22 protein-coding genes are annotated in these 21,540 nt (G+C 61.3%); 16 read left to right on the top strand and 6 right to left on the bottom strand.

Annotated elements, in window-relative coordinates; all coding sequences use genetic code 11:
* The first annotated feature begins 68 nt into the window (after positions 1-68).
* From E4M07_RS27970 to E4M07_RS29965, 11 genes are all read left to right on the top strand, one after another.
* Positions 69-731, top strand: a complete 663-nt coding sequence (locus E4M07_RS27970) for a hypothetical protein (RefSeq protein ID WP_136661712.1) — start codon at positions 69-71, stop codon at positions 729-731.
* A gap of 359 nt (positions 732-1,090) precedes the next feature.
* Entirely contained in the window at positions 1,091-1,981 is an 891-nt protein-coding gene (locus tag E4M07_RS27965) for a hypothetical protein (protein ID WP_136661711.1), read from the top strand.
* Between the two features lie 42 nt (positions 1,982-2,023).
* Positions 2,024-3,049, top strand: a complete 1,026-nt coding sequence (locus tag E4M07_RS27960; protein ID WP_136661710.1) for a major capsid protein — start codon at positions 2,024-2,026, stop codon at positions 3,047-3,049.
* Between the two features lie 50 nt (positions 3,050-3,099).
* Positions 3,100-3,327 carry a hypothetical protein gene (locus E4M07_RS27955; protein ID WP_136661709.1) on the top strand — a complete coding sequence of 76 codons (228 nt, stop codon included), beginning with the start codon at positions 3,100-3,102 and terminating at the stop codon, positions 3,325-3,327.
* Entirely contained in the window at positions 3,324-3,590 is a 267-nt protein-coding gene (locus tag E4M07_RS27950; RefSeq protein WP_136661708.1) for a hypothetical protein, read from the top strand. Before E4M07_RS27955 ends, E4M07_RS27950 begins: the two co-directional genes overlap by 4 nt.
* A 9-nt stretch (positions 3,591-3,599) precedes the next feature.
* Positions 3,600-4,187: a hypothetical protein gene (locus E4M07_RS27945; protein WP_136661707.1), complete on the top strand. Its 588-nt coding sequence runs from the start codon at positions 3,600-3,602 to the stop codon at positions 4,185-4,187.
* Between the two features lies 1 nt (position 4,188).
* A complete protein-coding gene (locus E4M07_RS27940) occupies positions 4,189-6,669 on the top strand; it encodes a hypothetical protein (protein ID WP_136661706.1) in 2,481 nt (826 codons plus the stop codon).
* 1 nt (position 6,670) lies between these two features.
* Complete coding sequence (locus tag E4M07_RS27935) at positions 6,671-7,090, top strand: hypothetical protein (RefSeq protein ID WP_136661705.1); 420 nt, start codon at positions 6,671-6,673, stop codon at positions 7,088-7,090.
* Positions 7,091-7,108: 18 nt separating this feature from the next.
* Positions 7,109-8,494, top strand: a complete 1,386-nt coding sequence (locus tag E4M07_RS27930; RefSeq protein WP_136661704.1) for a hypothetical protein — start codon at positions 7,109-7,111, stop codon at positions 8,492-8,494.
* Positions 8,494-9,672, top strand: coding sequence for a hypothetical protein (locus tag E4M07_RS27925; RefSeq protein WP_136661703.1), 1,179 nt, complete (start codon positions 8,494-8,496; stop codon positions 9,670-9,672). Before E4M07_RS27930 ends, E4M07_RS27925 begins: the two co-directional genes overlap by 1 nt.
* Before the next feature lie 1,949 nt (positions 9,673-11,621).
* On the top strand, positions 11,622-13,397 hold the full coding sequence (locus tag E4M07_RS29965; protein WP_281405007.1) for a hypothetical protein: 1,776 nt from the start codon (positions 11,622-11,624) through the stop codon (positions 13,395-13,397).
* 459 nt (positions 13,398-13,856) lie between these two features.
* Here the strand turns inward: E4M07_RS29965 and E4M07_RS27915 are convergent, their stop codons facing one another.
* Positions 13,857-14,582: a class I SAM-dependent methyltransferase gene (locus E4M07_RS27915; RefSeq protein ID WP_136661702.1), complete on the bottom strand. Its 726-nt coding sequence runs from the start codon at positions 14,580-14,582 to the stop codon at positions 13,857-13,859.
* Between the two features lie 100 nt (positions 14,583-14,682).
* On the opposite strand from E4M07_RS27915, the gene E4M07_RS27910 reads away from it, so the two are divergent.
* Genes E4M07_RS27910 through E4M07_RS27890 form a run of 5 tightly spaced genes read left to right on the top strand, consistent with a single transcriptional unit; the run spans position 14,683 to position 16,650 of the window.
* Positions 14,683-15,456, top strand: a complete 774-nt coding sequence (locus tag E4M07_RS27910; protein WP_136661701.1) for a glycoside hydrolase family 19 protein — start codon at positions 14,683-14,685, stop codon at positions 15,454-15,456.
* Positions 15,453-15,659: a hypothetical protein gene (locus E4M07_RS27905; RefSeq protein ID WP_136661700.1), complete on the top strand. Its 207-nt coding sequence runs from the start codon at positions 15,453-15,455 to the stop codon at positions 15,657-15,659. Before E4M07_RS27910 ends, E4M07_RS27905 begins: the two co-directional genes overlap by 4 nt.
* The gene (locus E4M07_RS27900) at positions 15,660-16,034 is read left to right on the top strand and encodes a hypothetical protein (protein WP_136661699.1); all 375 of its coding nucleotides are present in this window, start codon (positions 15,660-15,662) and stop codon (positions 16,032-16,034) included.
* Positions 16,031-16,387, top strand: a complete 357-nt coding sequence (locus E4M07_RS27895) for a hypothetical protein (RefSeq protein WP_136661698.1) — start codon at positions 16,031-16,033, stop codon at positions 16,385-16,387. The genes E4M07_RS27900 and E4M07_RS27895 overlap by 4 nt, the downstream gene beginning before the upstream one ends.
* Complete coding sequence (locus E4M07_RS27890; protein ID WP_136661697.1) at positions 16,387-16,650, top strand: hypothetical protein; 264 nt, start codon at positions 16,387-16,389, stop codon at positions 16,648-16,650. The genes E4M07_RS27895 and E4M07_RS27890 overlap by 1 nt, the downstream gene beginning before the upstream one ends.
* A gap of 5 nt (positions 16,651-16,655) precedes the next feature.
* Here E4M07_RS27890 and E4M07_RS27885 read toward each other — a convergent pair whose 3' ends face one another.
* From E4M07_RS27885 to E4M07_RS29770, 5 genes are all read right to left on the bottom strand, one after another.
* Positions 16,656-16,907 carry a phosphopantetheine-binding protein gene (locus tag E4M07_RS27885; RefSeq protein WP_169054447.1) on the bottom strand — a complete coding sequence of 84 codons (252 nt, stop codon included), beginning with the start codon at positions 16,905-16,907 and terminating at the stop codon, positions 16,656-16,658.
* A 2-nt stretch (positions 16,908-16,909) separates the two neighbouring features.
* A complete protein-coding gene (locus tag E4M07_RS27880; protein ID WP_136661695.1) occupies positions 16,910-18,391 on the bottom strand; it encodes a hypothetical protein in 1,482 nt (493 codons plus the stop codon).
* Complete coding sequence (locus tag E4M07_RS27875) at positions 18,388-19,974, bottom strand: AMP-binding protein (RefSeq protein WP_136661694.1); 1,587 nt, start codon at positions 19,972-19,974, stop codon at positions 18,388-18,390. Before E4M07_RS27875 ends, E4M07_RS27880 begins: the two co-directional genes overlap by 4 nt.
* 208 nt (positions 19,975-20,182) lie before the next feature.
* Entirely contained in the window at positions 20,183-20,950 is a 768-nt protein-coding gene (locus E4M07_RS27870) for a YHYH protein (RefSeq protein ID WP_136661693.1), read from the bottom strand.
* A gap of 175 nt (positions 20,951-21,125) precedes the next feature.
* Positions 21,126-21,485 (bottom strand): CAP domain-containing protein, encoded by a 360-nt coding sequence (locus E4M07_RS29770; RefSeq protein WP_281405008.1) that lies wholly within the window; start codon positions 21,483-21,485, stop codon positions 21,126-21,128.
* Between the last annotated feature and the right edge of the window lie 55 nt (positions 21,486-21,540).

The following is a 21,540-nucleotide window of genomic DNA, read 5'->3' as shown; positions in this document are numbered from 1 at the left end:
CTCCACAGACATGGCGCAGGATCGGGCGACAGCAACCAGGTTGACGACATGGCGCAGGCCGCCTAATCATGAAACCGCAACGCTGCCCGTTCCTTTTTCAACAGAGAACGGGACATCCCCCGGAAGAGGCCGCCGTCACTCAGACGCTTGCGCCGGGGTACCTGAATGAGTGGTTCGCAAGTAATCCGCTCGAGCAGCATCTCATGGACTACTGGAACAACTACGAGGGAATTCTACTGGCGCGTGAAGCCCATGAGATCTTTGGTGACAGCATCACAAACGATCAATTTGCAGACTATGTTGCGCAGCATGTGTGGAAATCACAGTCGGCCCCGCTGGGGAGCGGCCGTCTCATATTGGACGCAGAAATGGACCCGAGGACACATGATATTGCCGGATATGATGTCAGACGCTTGCCTCTTCATGGCGTGCGGCCGGAAATCGTGGAACAGACTTTCAAAGATTATTCCAAAGCGAAAACAGGACAAGTTCAAAAGAGGCCAACTCCACTTGCCAGTAACGGCGAGAAAACCGGGCGAGTGCAAAAGCTCGGGCTGGATCCCAACCTCCACCGTCTGCTCTCCGGCGATCTCTCTGCGCTCGATCCGAAGAACCGGCCGTTCTCGCCCAACCTCTTGCGCATGCTGATGGGTGGCAAGGTGCCGCGGGTCAAGGGCGCCACAAGGCTTCACGACATCGCGCGGCCACCGGCAACCAGGTTTGGCCGGTGAAAGCAAAAATCCAACCGAATAACCGATACGCATTTTTCTGGAAAAAACAATAATAATCAGGACTATATGGGCGCCTGGGCTGCATGGGCTTCGTGCAGCGGCTCAATGGGATCGCTGTCTGTCCGCAAATTCCCTATAAACGCAGACAACAAACGTAACATCGCATTCCTGCGCCCGCGCCGGACGCTTACACTGTCGGGCCGCCAGGGCGCTTTTACGCAAACAATTTAGCTGACATACGCCGCGCCGAACCGCGCGGTGTGGCGGCTGCTTCTCCGCACGGTTCAAGCCGTGCGGCTTTCGCGTTCGTTCGCGGTCCTCTCCGGGCCGCGGCAGCACACAACACAAGGAACATACTCATGACGATGTCTGAAGGGTCCGCCTCGGCGGGCAGCCTGGATGCTGGAAACGGTGAGGCCGCTGAAGGGTCGGCGGTTCTTGCCTCGGATCTTCTGTCCGGTCTCGATGGAGACAGCCGGAACTGGATCGACGCGAACGGGATCGGCGGCGAAACCCCGCAGGAGCTTCTTTCGGGGCTCGTCACCAAATCCCGCGAGATGGAAAGCCTCATCGGCCGTTCCGTCCGCCTGCCGGGCGAGGACGCTTCGGAAGAGGACGTGGCCGGATTCTACGACCGGGTGACCGAACGGCTGCGGCCGGACGATCCATCCGGCTATGAGTACGCGCTGCCCGAGGGGCTGCCCGAGGACATGCCCTACGATGCCGACTTCGTCGACGCCTGGCGGGACTTCTCTCACGAGATGAAACTGCCCGCGCAAGTCTCGGCGAAGGCCCATGACTGGTTCATGCAGAATGCCGCGCGGGCCGTCGAAGGCCGGCGGCAGGAGAGCCAGCAGTTCTATGAGGAGACGCTGCGCTCGGCCAGCAAGACCCTCGAGGAGAACTGGGGCCGTCCCGGCAGCGACGCCTTCAACGCCAACCAGGAGTATTTCAGCAAGGCGGTGAATGCGCTCGGCGGCGACGACCTCATGCACGAGCTGAAAGAAAGTGGGGTGATCGATCCGTTCGACCAGATCACCGCGCCCAATCTCGTGATCGCTCTCTCCAGGGTCGGCCGGGACTTCTTCACCGAAGACCACATGGTGACCGGCCAGGGCGGCGGCAAGAACCCCTTTGCCGACGACAGCAAGAACTGGGGGGAGCAGAACGCCATCATTCGCGATGACCCGCAACGCGCGCGCAACCTGATCCGGGCCGCGGGCAAGGACCCGCGCACCTACAAGCTCTGACGCTGAACCGGTCAGGCGCGCAGCCATCAAGGAAGAACGTAAATGGCAACGACCAAACAAACGGACATCATCACGCCGGAGGTTTACCTCGCGTATATGGAAGAGGAATTTCCGGAGCGGAACATCTTCGTGCGCTCCGGCATCCTGGAAAGCCCGCCGAAAGAGGTGCAATCGCAGCTCAACGCCGGCGGGCGGCTGATCAACATGCCGTTCTGGGATTATCTTTCCCGCAGCGCTCCGGACATCGTCTCCGACGACGACGCGGCGGAGATCACGCCGCGCAAGATCACGGCGAGCAAGGACCAGGCGGTCAAGCACTACTGGGCCAAGGCCTATTCGCACATGGACATCGCCGGCGTCATGGCGACGGGTAACCGCAAGGACCCGGAGGGCCATGTCCTGAAGCACCTCTCCGAGGACTGGATGGGCGCCGAGCAGACCATGCTGATCGCCGCCTGCCGCGGCGTCTTCGCCGACAACGCGGCGAATGACAGCTCCGACATGATCTACTCGGTCTACCAGGACATCGCTTCGCCGACGGCCGCCAACAAGTTCTCGCGCTCGGCCTTCGACCGGGCTTGCCAGACGATGGGCGACCGGCTGGGTGACGTGGTGGCGATAGCCATGCATTCCTCGGTGTTTTTGTCCGTGCAGGACAATGACGACATCGACTATGTGCAGGATTCGAAGCTGGAAAAGGAAATCCCTTACTACAAGGGGCGGCTGGTCATCGTCGACGACCAGATGCCGGTCACGGCCGGCACCAATGCCAGCAAATACACCTGCTTCCTCTTCGGCCGCGGCGCCTTCGGCTACGCCTCGGCGGCACTCGATGCCGACCAGGCGCTCGAATACGACCGCTCGCCGCTGAAGGGCAATGGCGGCGGCCAGACCAACATGGTCACGCGCCGCCACTGCATCCTGCACCCGCGCGGCGTCAAGTGGACCGATTCCTCCTGCGCCGGCATCTCGCCGACGGAGGCGGAACTCGCCACCGCCGCCAACTGGGACCGGGTCTACGACCGCAAGAACATCAAGCTCGCGCAGCTCGATGTGAATGCCGGCTGATCTGCCAACCAAACGGGGGCTTCGGCCCCCGGCTTTTCCGGAGACAGGATATGACCAGCAAGAAAGCCATCCTCGATGGCAATGATGTCGTGCGCCGCAATCACCTGAAGCGGCTGGCGGACGGACCCGAAGGGATTGCCCATCTGGTTCCGGCGGATGACGGCAAGGCCGAACAGCGCCGCAAGCTGAATGACGAGGTGGCCGAGATCGGCCGCCGGAACCAGGCCGCGGCAACGCGGGCCGCCAAACGCCGGACCAGGGCAGGGGGCAGCAAATGACCATCGATCCGTTCAAGAGTAAAAGCGGCGACGTGCGCTCGCCCTTCCGCACCGCGCATGCCGTGACGCTGGACACCGATTTCGACTTCACCAGCCGCGCCGTCTATGCCGGCGCCGCCGGGGACCTGTCGGTGGTTCTCGCCGACGGCGGCACCGCGACCTTCAAGGGCCTGGCTGCAGGCACCGCGCTTCCCGTTGCCGCGACGCGTGTCCTGTCAGCCAACACGACCATCGCCGCATCGAACCTTCTGGCGCTTCTGTAAGGAACCTCAATGACCTCAGCGATGACCGAAACGGGCGTCTGCAACATGGCGCTCGACATCCTGCACGAGGGGCCGATTTCCTCCATCGAGGACGACGAGCCGAACGCGCGCCGCTTCAAGCGCAATTTCGACGCGCTGCGCGACGCCTTCCTCGCCGCTCATCCGTGGAATTTCGCGGTGAGCCGGGTGAGCCTGCCGGCCAGTGCCGAGACGCCGTTTTTCGGCTGGGATTACAAGTACCTGTTGCCGGGCGACTGCCTGCGGCTGTTGCCGCTGAAGGAGGGCGGTCTCTTCGGCGGGGCGAACATCGCCCACGAGATCGAGAACGGTCATATCCTGACAGATGCGACGGCGCCCTTGAAAATCCGCTATGTGCGGCGCGTCGAGGAACTCGGCCTGTGGTCGCCGCTGGCGGTGACGGCCTTCGCGTCGTTCCTCGCCGCCAATCTCGCCCATGCGGTGACCGGCAAGGCCAGCTACGCGCAATTCGCCTCCGGCCGTTTCGACAGCGAGCTGAAGCGCGCCAGGCGCATCGATGGCCTGCAGGGTTCGCTCGAGCGCGCCGACACGAACGACGTGATCGCGGTGCGGGGATAACATGACCGTCTATCCGATCCAGGCGACCTTCAGCCGCGGCGAACTGGCGCCGGCACTGCACGGCCGCGTCGACATCGACCACTACCGCATGGGGCTCGCCAGGTGCGAGAATTTCTACGTGCTCAAACAGGGCGGCTTGCGCCGACGGTCCGGTTCGGTCTTCGTCGCCGAGGTCAAGGACAGCAACGACGCCTGCCGTCTGTTTCCGTTCGCTTTCAGCGAGACCCAGGCCTATGCGGTCGAGCATGGCGATCAGTATTGCCGTTTCTTCGCGCTTGACGGGCAGGTCGAGAGCGGCGGCAGCCCCTACGAGATCGCCTCGCCCTATGCGCTGGCCGATATCGGCGCCATCGACCACACGCAAAGCGCCGACGTGCTTTACATGGTGCACGGCTCCTATGCGCCGCAGGAACTGCGCAGGACCAGCGAAACGAACTGGTCGTTCGCCGCGTTCGGATTCCAGGACGGACCGTTTCTGGAAGAAAACACCACATCGACGACACTGACACCGGCCGAGACCGGCCACATCACGCCGCAGATGACGTCGAACACCGCGCCGGAGGGGACGGCGAGCGGGTCGGCGGGCACCAACTCGTACCTGTTGTTCAACCGGAACAAGATCTCGACCATCACGATCAGCAGCGGATCCGATGGCACCGTCCAGTACCAGTTCCCGAATGGCGAGCAAAAGATCGCGGACGCCTACTGGCTCACGGCATCAAAGAACACCGCGCAGCATGCCGACTACATCGCTCAATGGGAGTTTCAGGGTTCGAACGACGGCAGCAACTGGGTAACGCTCGACAGCCGCGACGGGGAAACCGGCTGGTCGGGATCGGAGACACGCTATTTCGAATTCGAGAACAACACGGCGTATGAATACTATCGCCTGAAATTTTCCGGCGGCGGCGGGGCAGACGGCACGAGTTCCGATATGGCGGAGCTGGCCATCCATCAGAAGGCAAGTGACCAGACGCCCTTTGACCTGACGGCCTCGTCGACGACGGGAATCAACAACGATACGGGCTTTCAATCGACCGATGTCGGCCGGCTGATCCGCCTTCTCGGCGGCGACGGGATATGGCGGTGGGCGGAAATCACGGCCGTCACCTCGACGACAGTGGTCAAGATCCGGCTGCATGGTCAGGCCCTGCCGGACACGTCGCCGATCGTGGTCTGGGCGCTGGGTGCATGGTCTGATCAGAGCGGCTGGCCGCACACGGTGGGTTTCTACCAGGAGCGCCTGGCCTTCGGCCGGACCGATACGCAGCCGCGAACGGTGTGGCTTTCCCAGTCCCTGCGCTTCGACAATTTCGGCGAGAGCACGCCGGCCGAAGCGTCAGACGGCATGTCGATCACCATGACGGGCGGGCGCCTCAATGCGATATCCTTTATCCGTGAAAGCGGCGATCTCGTCATCGGCACCAGCGGGTCGATGCGCACGCTCGGGCCGGCGTCGAGCGCCGAAGCGTTCTCGTCCACCAACATCCAGCAGCGCCAGCAGACGACGACGGGCGCAACCGCGGTGCAGCCGGTAACGATCGGCAACACGGTCGTCTATGGCGGTTTTCACAAATCGGCGCTGCATGAGTTTTCCTATTCCTACGACGTCAATGGCTATCTCTCGCCGGAACTGACCGTGCTGTCCGCGCATGCCTTCAAGCCGGGCATTTCCTTCATGGCCTACCAGGAATTTCCCGACAGCATGATCTGGTGCGGCTTGAAGGACGGCACATTGACCGCGACCACCTACGACAGGGCGCAGAAAGTCGTCGGCATTTCGAGGCACATAATCGCCGGCGGAAGTGCCTCGGAAACCGGGATTGTGGAGAGCGCGTGCATCGTTCCAGTCGAGAGCGGCGACCGCCTGTGGATGATCGTGCGGCGCACCATCAATGGGCAGAGCAGGCGATACGTGGAATATCTCGAAATGCCGTTTGACGGCGGTGCGATCTCGGACGGTGTTTTCCTGGATAGCGCGCTGACCGTGACCAACGGCAGCCCGGCAACGACCATAAGCGGCGCATCGCATCTTGAAGGTGCGACGGTCGGGGTCATTGCCGACGGTGTTGATATCGGCGATGCTACGGTCTCCGGTGGCGCCTTCACACTGCCCGGCGGAATCGCGGCAAACAAGGTCACATTTGGCCTGCGCTATGAAAGCGTTGCCGAGACGCTGCGCATGGCGCAGACCGGCAACCGGGACGGCGCGTCGATCGGCCGGCGCGCACGCGTCGTCTCCGTGGCGCTCGATCTTCTCGAGACCGCCTACATCAAGGCGGGGTCCGCACTGCGACAGTTCGAATACCTGTTTCGCGCAACCTCTGAAAACCTTGAAAGCGAGCGGGCGCTGTTTACCGGTGTGAAATCCGTCGCGGCCGAGGACAACTGGTCGAATGGCGGGGTCGTGGTTCTGCGCTCCGACCGCGCCTATCCGGCCACCATCCGCAGCATTATCGCATCCGTGGAAGGAGAACCCTGACATGTGCACACCTCTCATCGGCGGCGTTATCACCGGCATCGGCAGCCTGGTCAGCGCGCGCAACCAGGCCGCCGCGGCGCGCTCGCAGGCACAGTTTCATGAACGGCAGGCGGCCATGGAACGCCAGCGCGGCGCCTTCGAGGGCGCGCGGGCGACCGACAAGGCGCGCCGGCTTCACGGGCAACAAATCGCAAATTATGGAGCCTCTGGTGTCCAGCTAACCGGCAGTCCCGGCAACATCATCGAGGACTCGGCGGCCGAGGCGACACTCGACATCGGCGCGATCCGCTACGGCGCGGAAACGCGCGCTTCAAACGAACTGTTCCGCGCCCAGCAAAGCCGCGCGAACGCACGGTCGATCATGGCGGCAGCGCCTTTCGGCTTTATAGCGCCGATGATCGAGGGCGCAGCGAAGGTATAGAAAACAACCGGGTGACACATGCCACGCATACCGATCTATACGGCACAGCGAACGCTCGACACGGATCGTGGCGGGATGCCGCGCGTGCAGGCCAACGACCATCTCGGACGGGCCCTTCAGGGGCTGGGACGAACGATCGCATCGCTGCCGCTGGGCACGAACGAAAACGATCCCGATGGGGGCACACATCAGCAAAGGCACAAGGAACGCCAGCGCGCCCGAGAATCCTTCGGGAAAGTTCGCGCTGTCCTGGATGTGCAAACCGCTTTGAAGAAGGGTCTCATTGCGCGACGCGAGACCATCGAACCGGACGGCGCCGGCTTTTACCAGGCCTACAACAAGGAGGTCGTGGAGCCGGAAATCGACAAGGCGGTGGCGGCGTTTCCGCTGGAGGAGCAGCCGGCAGTCAGGGACATGATCCGCACCCGCGCCGAGCCGGTTTTGCAGCGGGCCGCGGAAACCGAGCGCAACCAGTCGATCGGTTTCTACGAAGCCGAAACGGTCCGCCTGGCGGCGGGAATCCTGGACGATGTCGACCTCTCCATGGAGAGCTTCGTCAACGCCCGGGAGCAGCTTGACGAACTGCTCGGCCTTTCCGTGCTGCCGATGGATGGCAGCCGGAAGTTGGCGATACAGTTCGGGAAGGAACTAGCCTGGACCGCCGCGTCGCGCATTGCCGGAACGGATCCGGAACGGCTCATGGACGGAATGCTTGGAACCAAATTCGTTGCTGACAACGCCGGATCCGGCGCCGGCGGGGAGGGCGGTCCGAACCCGCTCGCCCGGCCACGCGATATCGCGCGGTCACTGACTGGCGGCGATGATGCCGGGCGCGTTGTTGAACGGTTTGTGGTCAAGGCCTTTGGTCAGCCCGGTACGGCGACGGAGGCAGGCGACATGGCTCTGGCGACGGTGGCATACCTTACTCCGGGCCTGGCCTATCAATTGGGCGATTGGGCAACCGCCACCGCCAAGCCCCGGCGCGGCGACCTCGTCTTGCTGCCGGAAGGCGGCATCGGCCTGTTCGACCGGGCTGCCGACGGGGACCGTTCGCTTGTCCTAGCCGCCGGCGGGGAGAGCACACCCGCGCTTCAGTCTTACGACCGGCAAGAGCTGGAGTTTCGCCGCGTGCGCAAAATCCCTTCGGACGAGTTGGCCCAGATGGCCAAGGCGGCGCGCGCGGCCTTCCGATTGCGGGAGAGCGTGGTGATCACCGCGCCAGATCCGAGATTTGCCGCCCTGTCGCTTGCCGAACGTCTGACCTTGCTGGCTGAACTGGACGACCGCCTAAACGGATCGCTTGCCGCGGGTTCAAGTGTCGATGAACCGGATCGGAACGCAGGCGCTGCAGACGACGGCTGGAAAGACATCGAAAACGGCATGCGCATCCGGAGAAAAGACTAGTGCCCACATTCGAAATCGAAACGCCGGGCGGACGCTTCGAGGTTGAGGCGCCAGATGAGGCGAAAGCTGTGGCGGCGCTACGCAGCTATGAACCATCCCTATTCGAGCGCGTGGGCAATGCAACATATGACGCGTTGAACGCCCTGGGCCTGCCTGGCAGCAGGATGCGCCGTGACATCACCAATCTGGACAATGCTGTTCGCGGTGCGGCGGATACCCTGACCTTCGGCACATCGGACGAGATCGCCGCGCGTGTGGGTGCGCTGTTCGGCAAGAACTACGAAACGGAACTTGAACGCCAGCGGGCGATTGACGGAACCGGAGGCAGAGCGCGTCTGGCGGGTCAGATCGCGGGCGGAGTGCTAGGCGGAACTGGAATAGCCCGTTCCGGCCTATCGCTTACTGCGAATGCTGCGACAGCCGGCAAGGGATTCTTGCCAACTCTTGGCTACTCAGCGCTGGAGGGTGGTGCGGCCGGCGCTGCCTACGGTTACGGCTCTGGCGAAGGCGGTATAGCCAAAAGAGCGCGCGAGGCCGTGCGCGATGCCCCGATTGGTGCAGCGCTGGGCTTGGGAGCGGGTGCGGTTGGTTTTGGCGGAAAGTTTGTTGGGAGCGAAATTGGGTCGGATACTCTGTCAACAAGCCTGCAGGGATTTTCGAACCAAGGTAGATGGTTAGAGAGAATAGGGAACCAAAGATTTTATCGAGGTTCCGATGGTAGTGTAGATTTGGGTCACATGCCTCCCGGAGTGGATCGCGCATCGGACGGACGAGTACCGCAGGGTCCCGTCAGGATGGAGGTTGGTGAATCCGGCAAGGAGGGGTTCGGAGCGCTTCATATCACACCTGAGAAGCATCAGAGAGCACGCGAACTGGGCTATCGGATCGCATTTGATCTAGTTGAAGACGTGGCAAAAGGCCGAACGACCGTCATTGAACAGGCCAACGGTAGGGTCATGCTGGTCAAAGAACCCGGTAAGGGAGAGGCTAATAGGTACATTATTACCGAGTTTCAGCGTGGGTCATGGCTTGATCGTTTGCTTAGGCGTGATCAATACCATGGCGTAACAACCGGATTTCCAGAGAGCACAAAGCATGTAGGCAAACCGAACAGAACTATTCTACGGAGAACCCTAAACAAGACTGGCAGCAAAAAGATTTGGGAAGGTGAGCCCTAGGTGCACGCCTGACACCGACCGAAGTCCCTTTCGCGTACGGATTGGGTAGGGCCCTCAATCATATAGTAACAAAAGGCGAAACTATCAAACCGACTTCGCAATAAAAACGATGTGCCGATCCTTTAGGTGGGACGGGGCATAGCCCCTGCTGCATCACCGCTTTGAAAGCGGCACTTTAGCTTACGTCCAAACGAAGGTTAATCCGTTTCCCGACGGGGTGCTCGGCTAACCCATAGGGTGCACACCGTCCCGAGCACAACATAGGAATTGAAGAGCAGGCGGTCAATGCACTTAGAGCGTGTCTGGCTTAGATTGAAGCATTTGATGGCGGAAAATCGGTCCATTCGGCTAGGCGCGTCGCGCAGCGCGATGCTGAGCATCGGGCAAGTGGCGCAACGACGTCCGATGGGTCGATTTTCCCCACCCTAGTGAGGCCTGTCGTGTTGGAATTCAAAGATGATCGGGCCGGGCGATTTTGGCCTCTCGCGTCGTTGGCTCGCGCTTGTGGTGGGATGGCACCACGGCGCGCAATCCGCCTAGCCAGAGACCAAAATCGCCTCGGTCAAATGATCCAATCTAAGCCAGACACGCTCTAAAGATTGAATGAAGAAAATCAAATTCCAGTAGATTTGGGAAGGTGAGCCCCAGGTGCACGCCCGGCACCGACCGAAGTCCCTACCGCTGCGAATTTGGTAGGGTCCGCGAACATATAGTCACAGATTGAGAGGCAATCAAACTGACTTCGTGACGCAATTTAATGCGCTGGTTGTCCGCGAAGTAGGTGGGACGGAGGAAGAGCTAGGTTGCGTCGCCGTATAACGGCGCTTCAACGAACGTCCAAACAGATATTACTCCGTTTCCCGTATAGGTACTCACCGTCCCGCGATCAAAGTAGAGATTGCGCAGAAAAAGGTCAATGCACCAAAGGGTTGAGGTTCGGTTTCGGAATTTTGTTGATCTGGGAGAAAGATAAGCTCCGGGATGGTCAGCTATCCATCAGCAGAACCCGGGTGCTCTGCTCTCTTTACCAATCCGTACATTTGTCCCGGATACGAAAAGGCGTCGCTGGATTAAGCCGGAGCCAGCAGCACCTTAGATCCTCTTGTTGATCGGTTCCATGCCGAAAAAGGCCGCCCCGGTGAAAGCCAGGTGCATGAACACCTGGCAATCGACGCACCGCAGAACCCCCAATATGGGATTGCAGCGGTGGAAGCGGGTGGCCCCGGTGCGCCACGAGAATAGCCATTCCCCGTGGGCTACGCACCCTGACCCTCCGGTATAGGATGCCAGAGTGTGAGCGGCGCCGGGTGCAATTTAGCGGTGAAACGGGCGTTGAGAAATACGATTTTGGAGAGCGGCATGAGGTGCTGGCTGGTGCTGGCGGAAGCCCGCTTTGCACGTGTGCGGTCGTGAAGGGGAAAGTGCGCGAAGGCTGTTGCAAATTGCCGGTGGCCCGGTGAACCGCAGGAGTGGTGTGCCCCTGCGGCCTACGCACAAAAGCTTCCTTGTTCCAGAAGGCAGATGTGGGAGCGGGAAACTCCGGGATGGACGGCCTACCCACCAACAGACCCGGGTGCCTGTCCCTTGCTACCCTTCGCGTACATTTGATCCCGGATACGCGAAGAGCCGTGGCCGGATTAAGCCGGAGAATGAGATAACAAGTCCGAACGTGACTTGCGAACCCTTGTGACCTTCGGTGGACCGGCCGGCTTCGTTCCCGCGCCGGACCTACGCACACACGCCTCCCGATACTGCGCGTGCGTGGGAGCGAAGGTCAGCGGAGGTTTACTTCGTATCGTGCCGGGATTCAAATTATGCGAGTGTTGCGGTCCGATGCTCCGTCTCCGCGCACCATGCCGGGCGGCCGACAGGCGCGGTTTCCCGGAGCAGATTTATCCAGATGAGGGCTGCGTCTCACGGCAGCCCTCTTTCGTTCAACAGAGGTCAACATGACAATTTCAACGACGATCAACCGCGTCCGCGCTGCGGGCGACGGCAGCACGACGGTGTTTGCCTTTCCCTATTATTTCGAGGACGCGGGCCACCTTTCGGTCTATCTGACGACTGCGGGCGGGGCGGAAATGCTGCAGACCATTTCCACGCACTATACGGTTTCGGGTGCGGGGGACGGCGGCGGCGGATCGGTGACCTTCATTGCCGCGCCGGCGGCGACGGAGACCGTGACCGTTATCCGCAACGAGCCGCTGACGCAGGCAACCGATGCCGACGATGTCGGCACCTTCCGCGAGCAGGCCTTCGAAAGCCAGTTCGACCGCCACGCACGCCAGGCGCAGCGCCTGCAGGAGCAGCTTGACCGGGCGGTCAAGATGAAAAAATCGTCGGCGACGTCAGGCCCGGATTTTCCGGAGCCGGAGGCCGGAAAGCTGATCGGCTGGAACGATGCCGGCGACGGCCTGGACAACGCGCCCGACCTTTCGATCGGGACGGTGACCACCGGGGCGGCCGGATCGAGCGCCGGTGTTGCGAAGAACGCGGACGGCACCCTGGATTTCGAGATTCCGCGCGGCGATACCGGCGCGCAGGGGCCTCAGGGCGATACCGGCCCTCAGGGCGCAACCGGCGCCACGGGTGCGACAGGTCCGCAGGGGCTACAAGGAGACACCGGGCCGACCGGCGCGACCGGAGCACAGGGTCCGCAGGGGCTGCAAGGGGAGACCGGACCAACCGGGCCACAGGGCCCGCAGGGGCCGGCCGGCCCCGGAAGTGGCGACATGCTCGCGTCTGTCTATGACCCGACGGCAAAAAGCGGCGATGCGTTCGACATGGCGAACATGGCGGAGGCGGCAGGCGCCAAGGTGATGACCGCCGCCGAGCGGACGAAGCTTGCGGGGGTTGAGAGTGGTGCAGACGTGACGGACACGGCCAATGTGACGGCTGCCGGCGCGCTGATGGACAGCGAGGTTGATCCCGACATCAAGACATTGAGCCTGCCGGCCAACACGACGATCAGCACCTTTGGCGCATCGTTGATCGACGACACGGCGGCAAGCAATGCCAGGGCGACACTCGGCCTCGGCAGTGTCGACAATACGTCTGATGCCAACAAACCCGTGAGCACTGCGCAGCAGACGGCGCTGGATGCAAAGGTGCCGACGTCGCGGACGGTTTCCGCCGGCACGCTTCTGTCAGGCGGCGGCGCGCTTTCCGGCAATGTCACGATCAATGCGGATGTGGCCTCGCAGGCCGAAGCGGAGGCAGGCACCTCGTCGACAAAGGCGATGACGCCTCAGAGAACGAAGCAGGCGATTGAGGCGTTGGGAGGTGGTGGTGCGCCAAACGCCGTTATAGAAGATCAGAAAACCTCGGGTACGGATGGCGGCACAGCAACGTCCGGCTCTTGGGGAACGCGAGATCTCAACACCGAAGTCCGTGACCCTGATGGCCTCGTTTCAATAGCATCCAACGAATTCACTGTGACAGAAAATGGATGGGTTGAATGGACGTGCCCCTTTCAGGGCTGTGGATTTGTCCAAACGCGCCTTTACAACGTGACCGACAGCGTGGAGGTCGCAATGGGCGATATTCTAAGACTGGGCACAGCATTCGCCGATGGAGGGATTTGCGGCGGTGGGGCTGCTGTCGAGGCAAACCACACTTACAGAATTGAGTACCGATGTTCCGATACCAAGACCAATACGGGTCTTGGCGACGGGAACAACTATGGTACTGCGGTCTTTACACGCGTCAAATACTGGAAGGGTTAAGCGTAAGAGCAGGTGGTACAAACCAAAATTGGCACGATAACTATACCGGCGCCCACGTAGTCGATGATTTATGTGAGGCTGGAATATGGTTCCGGCCCCTGTCGTTGATAACCCCGAATGGATGGTGACCGAGAGGGAGTTTTCGTAGACTTCATAGATTATGGTGACGGCACGTTCAGCCACGTCCACCCCCAACGCCTGTTGCGACGGACTTTGTTCTTAACCTGGTGCTGTTCGAGGGGCGCAATTTCTCTCATTGGCATTACGCATAAGTGGATGGATATCAAAAATCGATCATCTCTACACGAAACGGCAGCGAGTGCATTTGCCCAAGCCACGGCGCGCAGGGCGACATCCTACCGCCGCGATGGCGAATTGTTTCTGCTGCTTTGGGTTAGCATTGAGCATATATACACAGCGTGGACACTGTCGAAGGATCTCCAATCGGCACCGGATGTGTCAGCCGGAGCCGAAGCCAATGTATTTTCTAAGGCGTTTTATGATGCGTTTTCCCTTTTCCGACTCTATGTCAGATTTGTGTTTTCTGATTTTTGCGATGTAGTTGTCTGGATGTACAACATCGAGTTGTCGCGTATCAGGGATAGGGAAATCTTTGGCGATATCGTCACGCACAAACAGCAGCAGATTCTGCTTCAACCAGAATGGGATAGATGCGTCATTCCACAACTGCGGACGCAGGGCATCCCAGCAAACATAACCGAGGCCATTGAGGTATCCGGCGTAGTAAGACTGCCACTGTTCGTTTATGTGATTACGCCCGCCTTGGAAAGGTATCGCAACCGACAACAGAATGAACTTCGCGCGTCCGGCGACAGCACTTAGCAAACGTTTTGCCGTTTCATCCGAAAGGTGCTCCAGCACCTCAATCGAAAGCGCTAGGTCGACATCGTCGATATCGGAAAAACTGTCCTTTTCGAAATCTACGGCCTGAAACTCAGCCGGAGCGATTATAAGGGAAGCCGCGTCAACCCAAGGGCCGTCAATGCCGGACACATTTTCTACTCCAAGTTCCCTGGCCGCAGCAAGCCATGCGCCGGAACCACAACCAAAATCGAATACCGAGTCCGGAGCCGCGATCTCAAACACAAGTGGCAGAATTTTGCGTGCGGCGTTCAACGAAAGTTTGGTTGTGCTTGAATAAAAAGCCTTGTCGTAAACACCCATACTGAACCTGCTTAATAGATATGCCTCTCCCCTACCGTCGGTAGCGTGTGTCGTCAACACAACTCGTCGCCAAATATCGCTTCATTCCGGAGGAAAACCCATGAACCGTGCAGCATTCTATGCGGCGCTGCGGCGTCGCTCGAGCGGCGTGTTCGGCACGTCCATATCCCGGCAGCGCGTAAGGGGGGTCGAGGGCATTCTCGACGCCTTCGCAACCCATGGCGACGGGCGGGCCAAGACGCTCGCCTATGCGCTGGCCACGGCCTATCACGAGACGGGCCGCAAGATGGTGCCCGTCCGCGAGGGCTTCAAGAAATCGGACGCCGAAGCGCGCCGCTATGTGCAGCGGAACTACGGGCACAAGGGCAAGGACTGGTACTGCTGGCCGCAGGGTCCGTATGGTCACGTTTACTACGGTCGCGGCCAGGTGCAGCTCACATGGCTGGACAACTATCGTCGCTCAAGCGCGGATGCAGGGGTCGATCTCGTCAAAGACCCCGACAAAGCGCTCGATCCGGTCATCGGGGCCCGCATCCTGATCCGTGGTCTGCTCGACGGCCGATGGAACGGCAAGGGCTTCGGCATCCGGCACTATCTGCCCGACGCAGGCGATGACGATCTGCGCAATGCACGGCGCACGGTCAACATCACGGACAAGTGGGATCTGATCGCCGGCTACTACCGATCGTTCCTGGCGGTAATCAAGGAGGCGGGCGGCGTGCCGAAAGGCCCGCTTGAGGACGTCCGGATTCCTGAACCAGAACCCAAGCCGAAATCAACTGAAGATGCAGAGGCTGTCTCTCCGACTTCGAGCAGCGGCGGGCTGGCGGCTCTAGTCAAGCGCCTCACATCCATCTTTGGAGGAAAGCGATGAACACCAAATACATCAAGCTGAAATCAGTGACATGGTGGACCGGTTTTGCGGCCATCGCCTGCGGGACCATCATCGCAGCCGGCGGTGAAATCCCCGCGGTCGCTCCGGCTGCCAACGTCCTTTCCCGCATGACAGAGGTGCCGCCCGCCGCCATGATCACCTTCGGCCTCGGCCTGATCGGCCTGCGCGGAAAGGACGGCTAGATGACCGGCCTCATCGCTAAGGCCGGCGGCGCGCTGCTCGGCTGGCTGACCGGCGGCACACTTGACCGGATCCTCGACAGTGTCGACCACAAGGTGGACAACGCGACTGAGCGCGAGCGCATCAAGGCCGCCATCATCAAGACCCACATGCAGGCGCAGGCGAACCTTCTCGTCAGCCGCACCTGGTGGTTTCAGCTCTTTTTCGTGATCCCGCTGGGGATCTGGTTCTCGGCCGTCGTGGCCGACAGCCTCTTTCATTTCACCTGGAACGTTGCGGCTTTGCCCGCGCCTCTCGATCAATGGGCGGGCTGGATCGTGTCTTCGTTGTTCCTGGTCGATGGGGGCAAGGTGCTGATCGGGAGGATTCTGAAATGATGCGAAATACCGGCAAGCTTCTATTGGTTGGCACTGTCCTGGCGGCGGCGCTCCAGGCGGTTCTGTTATCTGCAGATTCTGCGATTTCTCAGACCGGCAATCCACTCCTAACGGCGCCGATGCCGGTGTGCGGCGTGGCCGACGGATCGTTCGAGGGCCTGTTCCGCAAGCTCGGTCACCAAAGCGCGTGGCGCGGGCGGCACGAAAACGGCGAAGGCGAACTGGAACTGACCACCGGGCGGGACGGCGCCTGGGTCCTGTTTTACCACACGAAGGACCGCCAGGACCGCAGCCTCGTTTGCGTCATCGCCCGCGGAAATCACGCACGCGCCCGGTTCGGAAGGCCCGTCTGATGGCCGGTGGAAACGGGCCCGGGGGGCTGCCCTGGTCGGGCTTTCTGGGCATATGCACATTGGCGGCCAGTCTTATTGCCGGATACGCAACGCTGAAAAGCAATGTGGCGGCCAACGCGACGGACATCAGCGAAATCGAGACCAGCGTCGACCGGCTGGAGCAGCGCTCCGGAGATATCCGCGAGCGCCTCAAGGCGATCGAGATCATTCAGCAACAGCAGAACGACACGCTGAAGAGGATCTTGCGCGCCGTGGAGGGGTAGTCCGCCTAGGCGGCCATATCCGTGACCAGCCGGGTGAGATCGGCGATGGTGTCGAGACGCGACATGTCGAAATCGGGATCGGCGAGATCCAGATTGAAATCGGATTCAAGCATCATCATCACCTCGGTTGCAGCCAGCGAGTCGAGACGGCCGCTGATGAACAGCGAGTCGGTATCCGAAACCGGGCCGTCGATGCCGCGGGCGGCGAGAATAGCTTCGATCGCGCCCCGGATTGTGTTGTGGGCTGAATTGTCCATCGTCATACTCCAAAAAGCCGGAACAGGAAGGCGAAGCGCTCGCCAAGCGTTCCGACGCCGGTTATGTCGTCGAAGATCTTGAGCAGGCAGAAGAAGGCCATGACGCCAAGGCGGGGCCGCACGTGATAGGCGTAGAACCCGTCCTCAGGCTTCGGCCGGTGACCGCGCAGTTGCGATACGATCAGACCGGTCGCCAGCACCAGGCTGTAGAAGCCGGCGTTATAGAATTTCGGCAGGGTTTCAACATTCGGCGTGTACGCGAAGACATAAGTCTCGCGCATGAAGTGATAGAGGAAATTGCCGAAGCCGGCAGCGCACAGCGTGGCAAAGGCGATGCGCAGGCGCGGCTGTTTCTTGAAGAAGCGCAGAAACGCCGGATAGAAGAAGAAATCCACCAGCAACTCCTTGAAATAAAAGAAGTAACGGTTCCAGAATTCCGAGATGGACCGCGACGCCATGGGGTTCCAGGTGTTGCGCGGGATGCGGTAACCGACCATGCGCACCACCGCCACGATCGCGTGTCCCCACACGGAAATCAGCAGCAGGTCGAGGAAATAATTGGACAGGAGGCTGGTCCAGCGCACGCCGAGCGATGCCTCCTGTCCGCCGGCCTGCAAGAGGATTGCTTCCTGCAGCGTTGGGACCGCGGCGGCGCCGTGTATGACGTGTGCCGCCAGAAAATAGATGCCGTTGAGAATGCCAGCCCAGACAACCAGCTTCAGGGCTTTCAGGCGCGTCACCGCGAGCTCGCTGGGATCGTGCGCCTCGAATTTCGACAGGTATCCGAAATTCTTGCCGATGGGTGTCGCGCTGCCGCTCCAGAACGGGCGCATCATGCCGAGGCGCTGATAGTTGGCGCTGGGATCGCCGGTTTTCTGGTCAACCAGCGCGTAGGCGAAAAACCAGAAGCAGGACGCCCAGACGCCGATGAAGCTCCATAGCCCGGTGTGCGCGAGGCTGCCTTGCGAAAGCGTGGCGGCGGCGGCGACCGTGGCGAAGAACAGGACCAGCATCGCACGCACCGGGCGCTTGGCTATCCCCGTGTGCGCGAAGCGGCGTTGCGTTTCCAACGCTATCCAGGCAATCGCCAGAAACAGGGCGACCGCCGCCGACTGAAGTGCCACGGGCGGCAACGGAACGGCGGTGGCGAGGGATTCCACCGTTTGGCTCCACTCTTCGATGCGGAAGGGCCGGAGGGTCACATAGGCAAGGCCGGCACCGGCAATGACCAGTTTTCTGCGCGCCGGCCAAAGCGCGCACCCGGCCAGCGCCATGGCGGTCATTGCAAGCAATCCGGCACTGAGATCGAGGCTGACCGCAAGGGTCAGCAGGAACCCGGCATGGATGGCCAGGACACCGGCGGGCGTCGCCGCAAAGGCAATGGCACGGTCGTTCTTGTCCATCGCCAGCCAGGCCCGTCGCCATGCAAAGAACCGGGCGACCGGATGGCGAGTGGCCGAACCATAGGCGGTGTCGATGCTCATTGCGCGGCTTCTGCGGACGCCTCGGCTGCCTCCCGGTCAAGTTCGGCGACCAGGGCGCGGCGATCGATTTTGCCGTTGTTGTTCCGAGGCATGGCATCGGTGAACCGGACGGATGCGGGCACCATGTAACCGGGAAGATGCCGGGCCATGCGTTCCTGTATGCGCTTTTCGTCCAGTCCGGTCTCGACCGTGAATGCGACGAGGCCCTGCGCGGACCCGTCCTCGACCGGCCAGGCAACGACGGCGGAAAGCTCGCTGCCCGCAGCCTCGCGAAGATGCATCTCGACTTCTTCCAGTTCGACACGGTTGCCCTTGAGTTTGACCTGGTTATCCGTGCGGCCGAGGTGATGGAACCGGCCTTCGTCATCGAGGCGCCCGAGATCGCCGGTCAGGTACCAGCGGTCGCCGTCGATGACCCGGAAGCGGTCGGCGGCCTGTTCCGGCGCGTTGAAATAACCCTTGGCGAGTTGCGCGCCGCGAAGCGCGATTTCGCCGGCTTCGCCAGGCGGCAGTCGGTTCTGCCGGTCGTCGAAGATCGCGATTTCAAAGGAATCATAGGCTGTGCCGATGGCCAGGATGCCGCGCTCCTCGGTGACCGCCGGGGGCTCCGTCAGGGTCTGGCGCATGCAGACGACCGTCCCTTCAGTGGGCCCGTAGATATTCTCGACACTGCCGTTCGGCGAAGCCTCCGCCCATGCCCGAGCAGCGCTGAGGGGGAGGGGTTCGCCGCAGAATATGGAAATCCGAAGGCTCGGAAATATGCCGGGCTTCAGCGAGCCGGTGCGCCGCATCATGCCGATCAGGGTCGGCACCGACATCCAGGCCGTGATCCCGTTTCGCCTGATAAACCTTGCCGGCGCCATCATGTCGAGCGGCGACAGGACGTGCAGGGAAGCACCGGCCTCCCAGCACAGGAACATGTTGTGGACGGTCAGGTCGAACGTGATGTCGCAACTTTCGGCAATACGGTCCTCGGTGGAGTAGCGCGTCCACTTGCGGGTCTCCGCCAGATAGGTCGAAACGCCCAGATTGTGAATCACCACACCTTTCGGCATGCCCGTGGTACCGGAGGTGTAGAGGATGTAGGCGGTGTCGTCGGGTCCCCGCTGTACCGGCCTGTCCAGGAAAATGGCATCGATCGCGGAAAAAGACGCCGCCCGATCACCCAGTTCCGGGTAATCGGACAGCGCCGCGTCGGCGACGACGATGGTTGGCGGCGCGGCCGCGAGTACCGCCTCGCTCAAAAGGGCTGCGCCGTTGGCATCGACGATCAGCGCCTCAAGGTCGAGGAGGCGCAGGAGCTCGGCAATGCGTGCTTCCGGCCATTTCAGATTGAGCGGCACATAGGTCTTGCCCGCGCACAGCGTGGCGAGAATACCCGCATAGGCCTCGAAACTGTGCGTGCCGAGGATGCCCACACGGCCGGAACCGTCTTCCTGTGCCAAGCGGCCGGCGAGGCGCTTTGCCGTCTTTGCCAGTTCCCCGTAGGTCCAGTGCCCCTTGTCCGTATAAAGGACCGGCCTGCCGGGATGCTTCGATGCGGCGTTGAAAAACGGCAATGAAAGATTGTAGTCCGCACCCATAAGCTACCGACCCCCGTTGCTAGCGTGGTTTCGATCCGCAATTCAGCGGGCGTTTCATGTCCTCAAAGAAGGGTGGAAAAGCCTGCCAAGTCAAACAGATGCTTGACTTAGCGTTAACAGCCGAATGCCGGTCGAAAGCGCAAAACCGGCCCTTTGTCAGGACCGGTCACTTGCAATGGCAATTGGGTCTAGCCCGGCTGAAGTCGTTTCAAAGGCCGCGGAAACTCGGACTCGGTCTGCCGAAGAAGCAGCGCGGGTAGAACGGGTAGGTATTGGTTGCGAAATAGACGTACTTGCCGTTCAGCATACCGCCATTGCACTGATCAAGCGTGCCGGCGCCGCCGACATAGACCCAATCCTCAACGTAGCTGCCGTCGTATTTGCCGCCGGGGCCCGATGGCCGGCTTCCCTTCTTCAGCCGGTAGCCCGATTTCGCGCGCCCGCCGATATAGTGGATCTCGAACCCGTCTGCGGCATATCCGATCTGCGTGCCGCCCCTGGTCTTGAGGGCGCTGACCGGCCGTCCGTGATAGTGGTACGTCCCGCGATTGTCGACATGTGCGTTGGCGGAATCGATACCGAGCTGGCGGGCGGATCCCATACCTTCCAGGTTCCAGCCCGATCTGCGGTCGCGGCTGTGGCCGCGCGGTGAGCGGGGGTCCCAATAGTCCGCCGTTCCCGGGCGGATCAGCACGCCGTTAAGGGCGATGCCGATCGCGCCCGGGCCCGTACCGCGCGCCCGGTTGGTTTTCTTCGGATTGGCGTCCACGCACACATTGATGTTCTGTGCGCGGATCCTGTGCGGGTTGCCGCGGTTCGGGAACTGGCCGGTGGCATGGTTCGGGATGGAGTTGGACCGGATGCAGATCTGGTTGCCGCGTTGAGTGATTTCCACCCGGTTGCTTGCCGCCGTGGCATAACCGGCGGCGGCCACGGCACCAGCACCGGCCAATAAAAGTACGAGCCTCTTCGTCATAAATCCCTCTCCGAAACAGCGCGATACGCGCAATTGTCATCGAGGCCGTATTGTCATGGACGGTCCATGGCGTGCGCCTTACCGACCGATTAAATATGCGTAATGTTGGCAACTACCCGTGCGGAGCCGATCGGTTGAATTGCCGTAACAGCGCGTAATCTCGGTTCGGGCTCGGTTAGCGTGCCAGGATCATCGTCCAGAACGGGCGATTTCCGGAAGACGGGTCGCGGGCGACAGCGACGCCGGCGCGGCTGTAGTTGCCGAGCATGTTGCGCCGGTGACCGCGTGAATTTTGCCATGATGCGACAACGGAGGCCACATTGGATTGTCCCCTGGCAACATTCTCGGCCGCGGCGCCGGCAATGCCGTGTTTGCGCAGGCGCGCCCTGAAACGGTTGTGGTTCAGCCGCCCTGATTTCGCCATGGAAAGAGAGTGCTCCAATGCTGCCCGGCCGAGTGCGGCGTCGCTCCGGGGATGTCCCGTTCTCTGTTGAAAAAGAACTGAGGATTGGGTGGCGTTGCTTCCCCTGAGCATTAAGCTCAGGGCATTGAACCTGAAAGGAAGCAACACCATGAAGACGATTAGCACA

This window comes from Nitratireductor sp. XY-223 (genome assembly GCF_004959855.1).
Taxonomy (GTDB): domain Bacteria; phylum Pseudomonadota; class Alphaproteobacteria; order Rhizobiales; family Rhizobiaceae; genus Hoeflea_A.
Note: the sequence above shows the minus strand (reverse complement) of the source record. Positions and strands in the feature narration are given on the sequence as shown.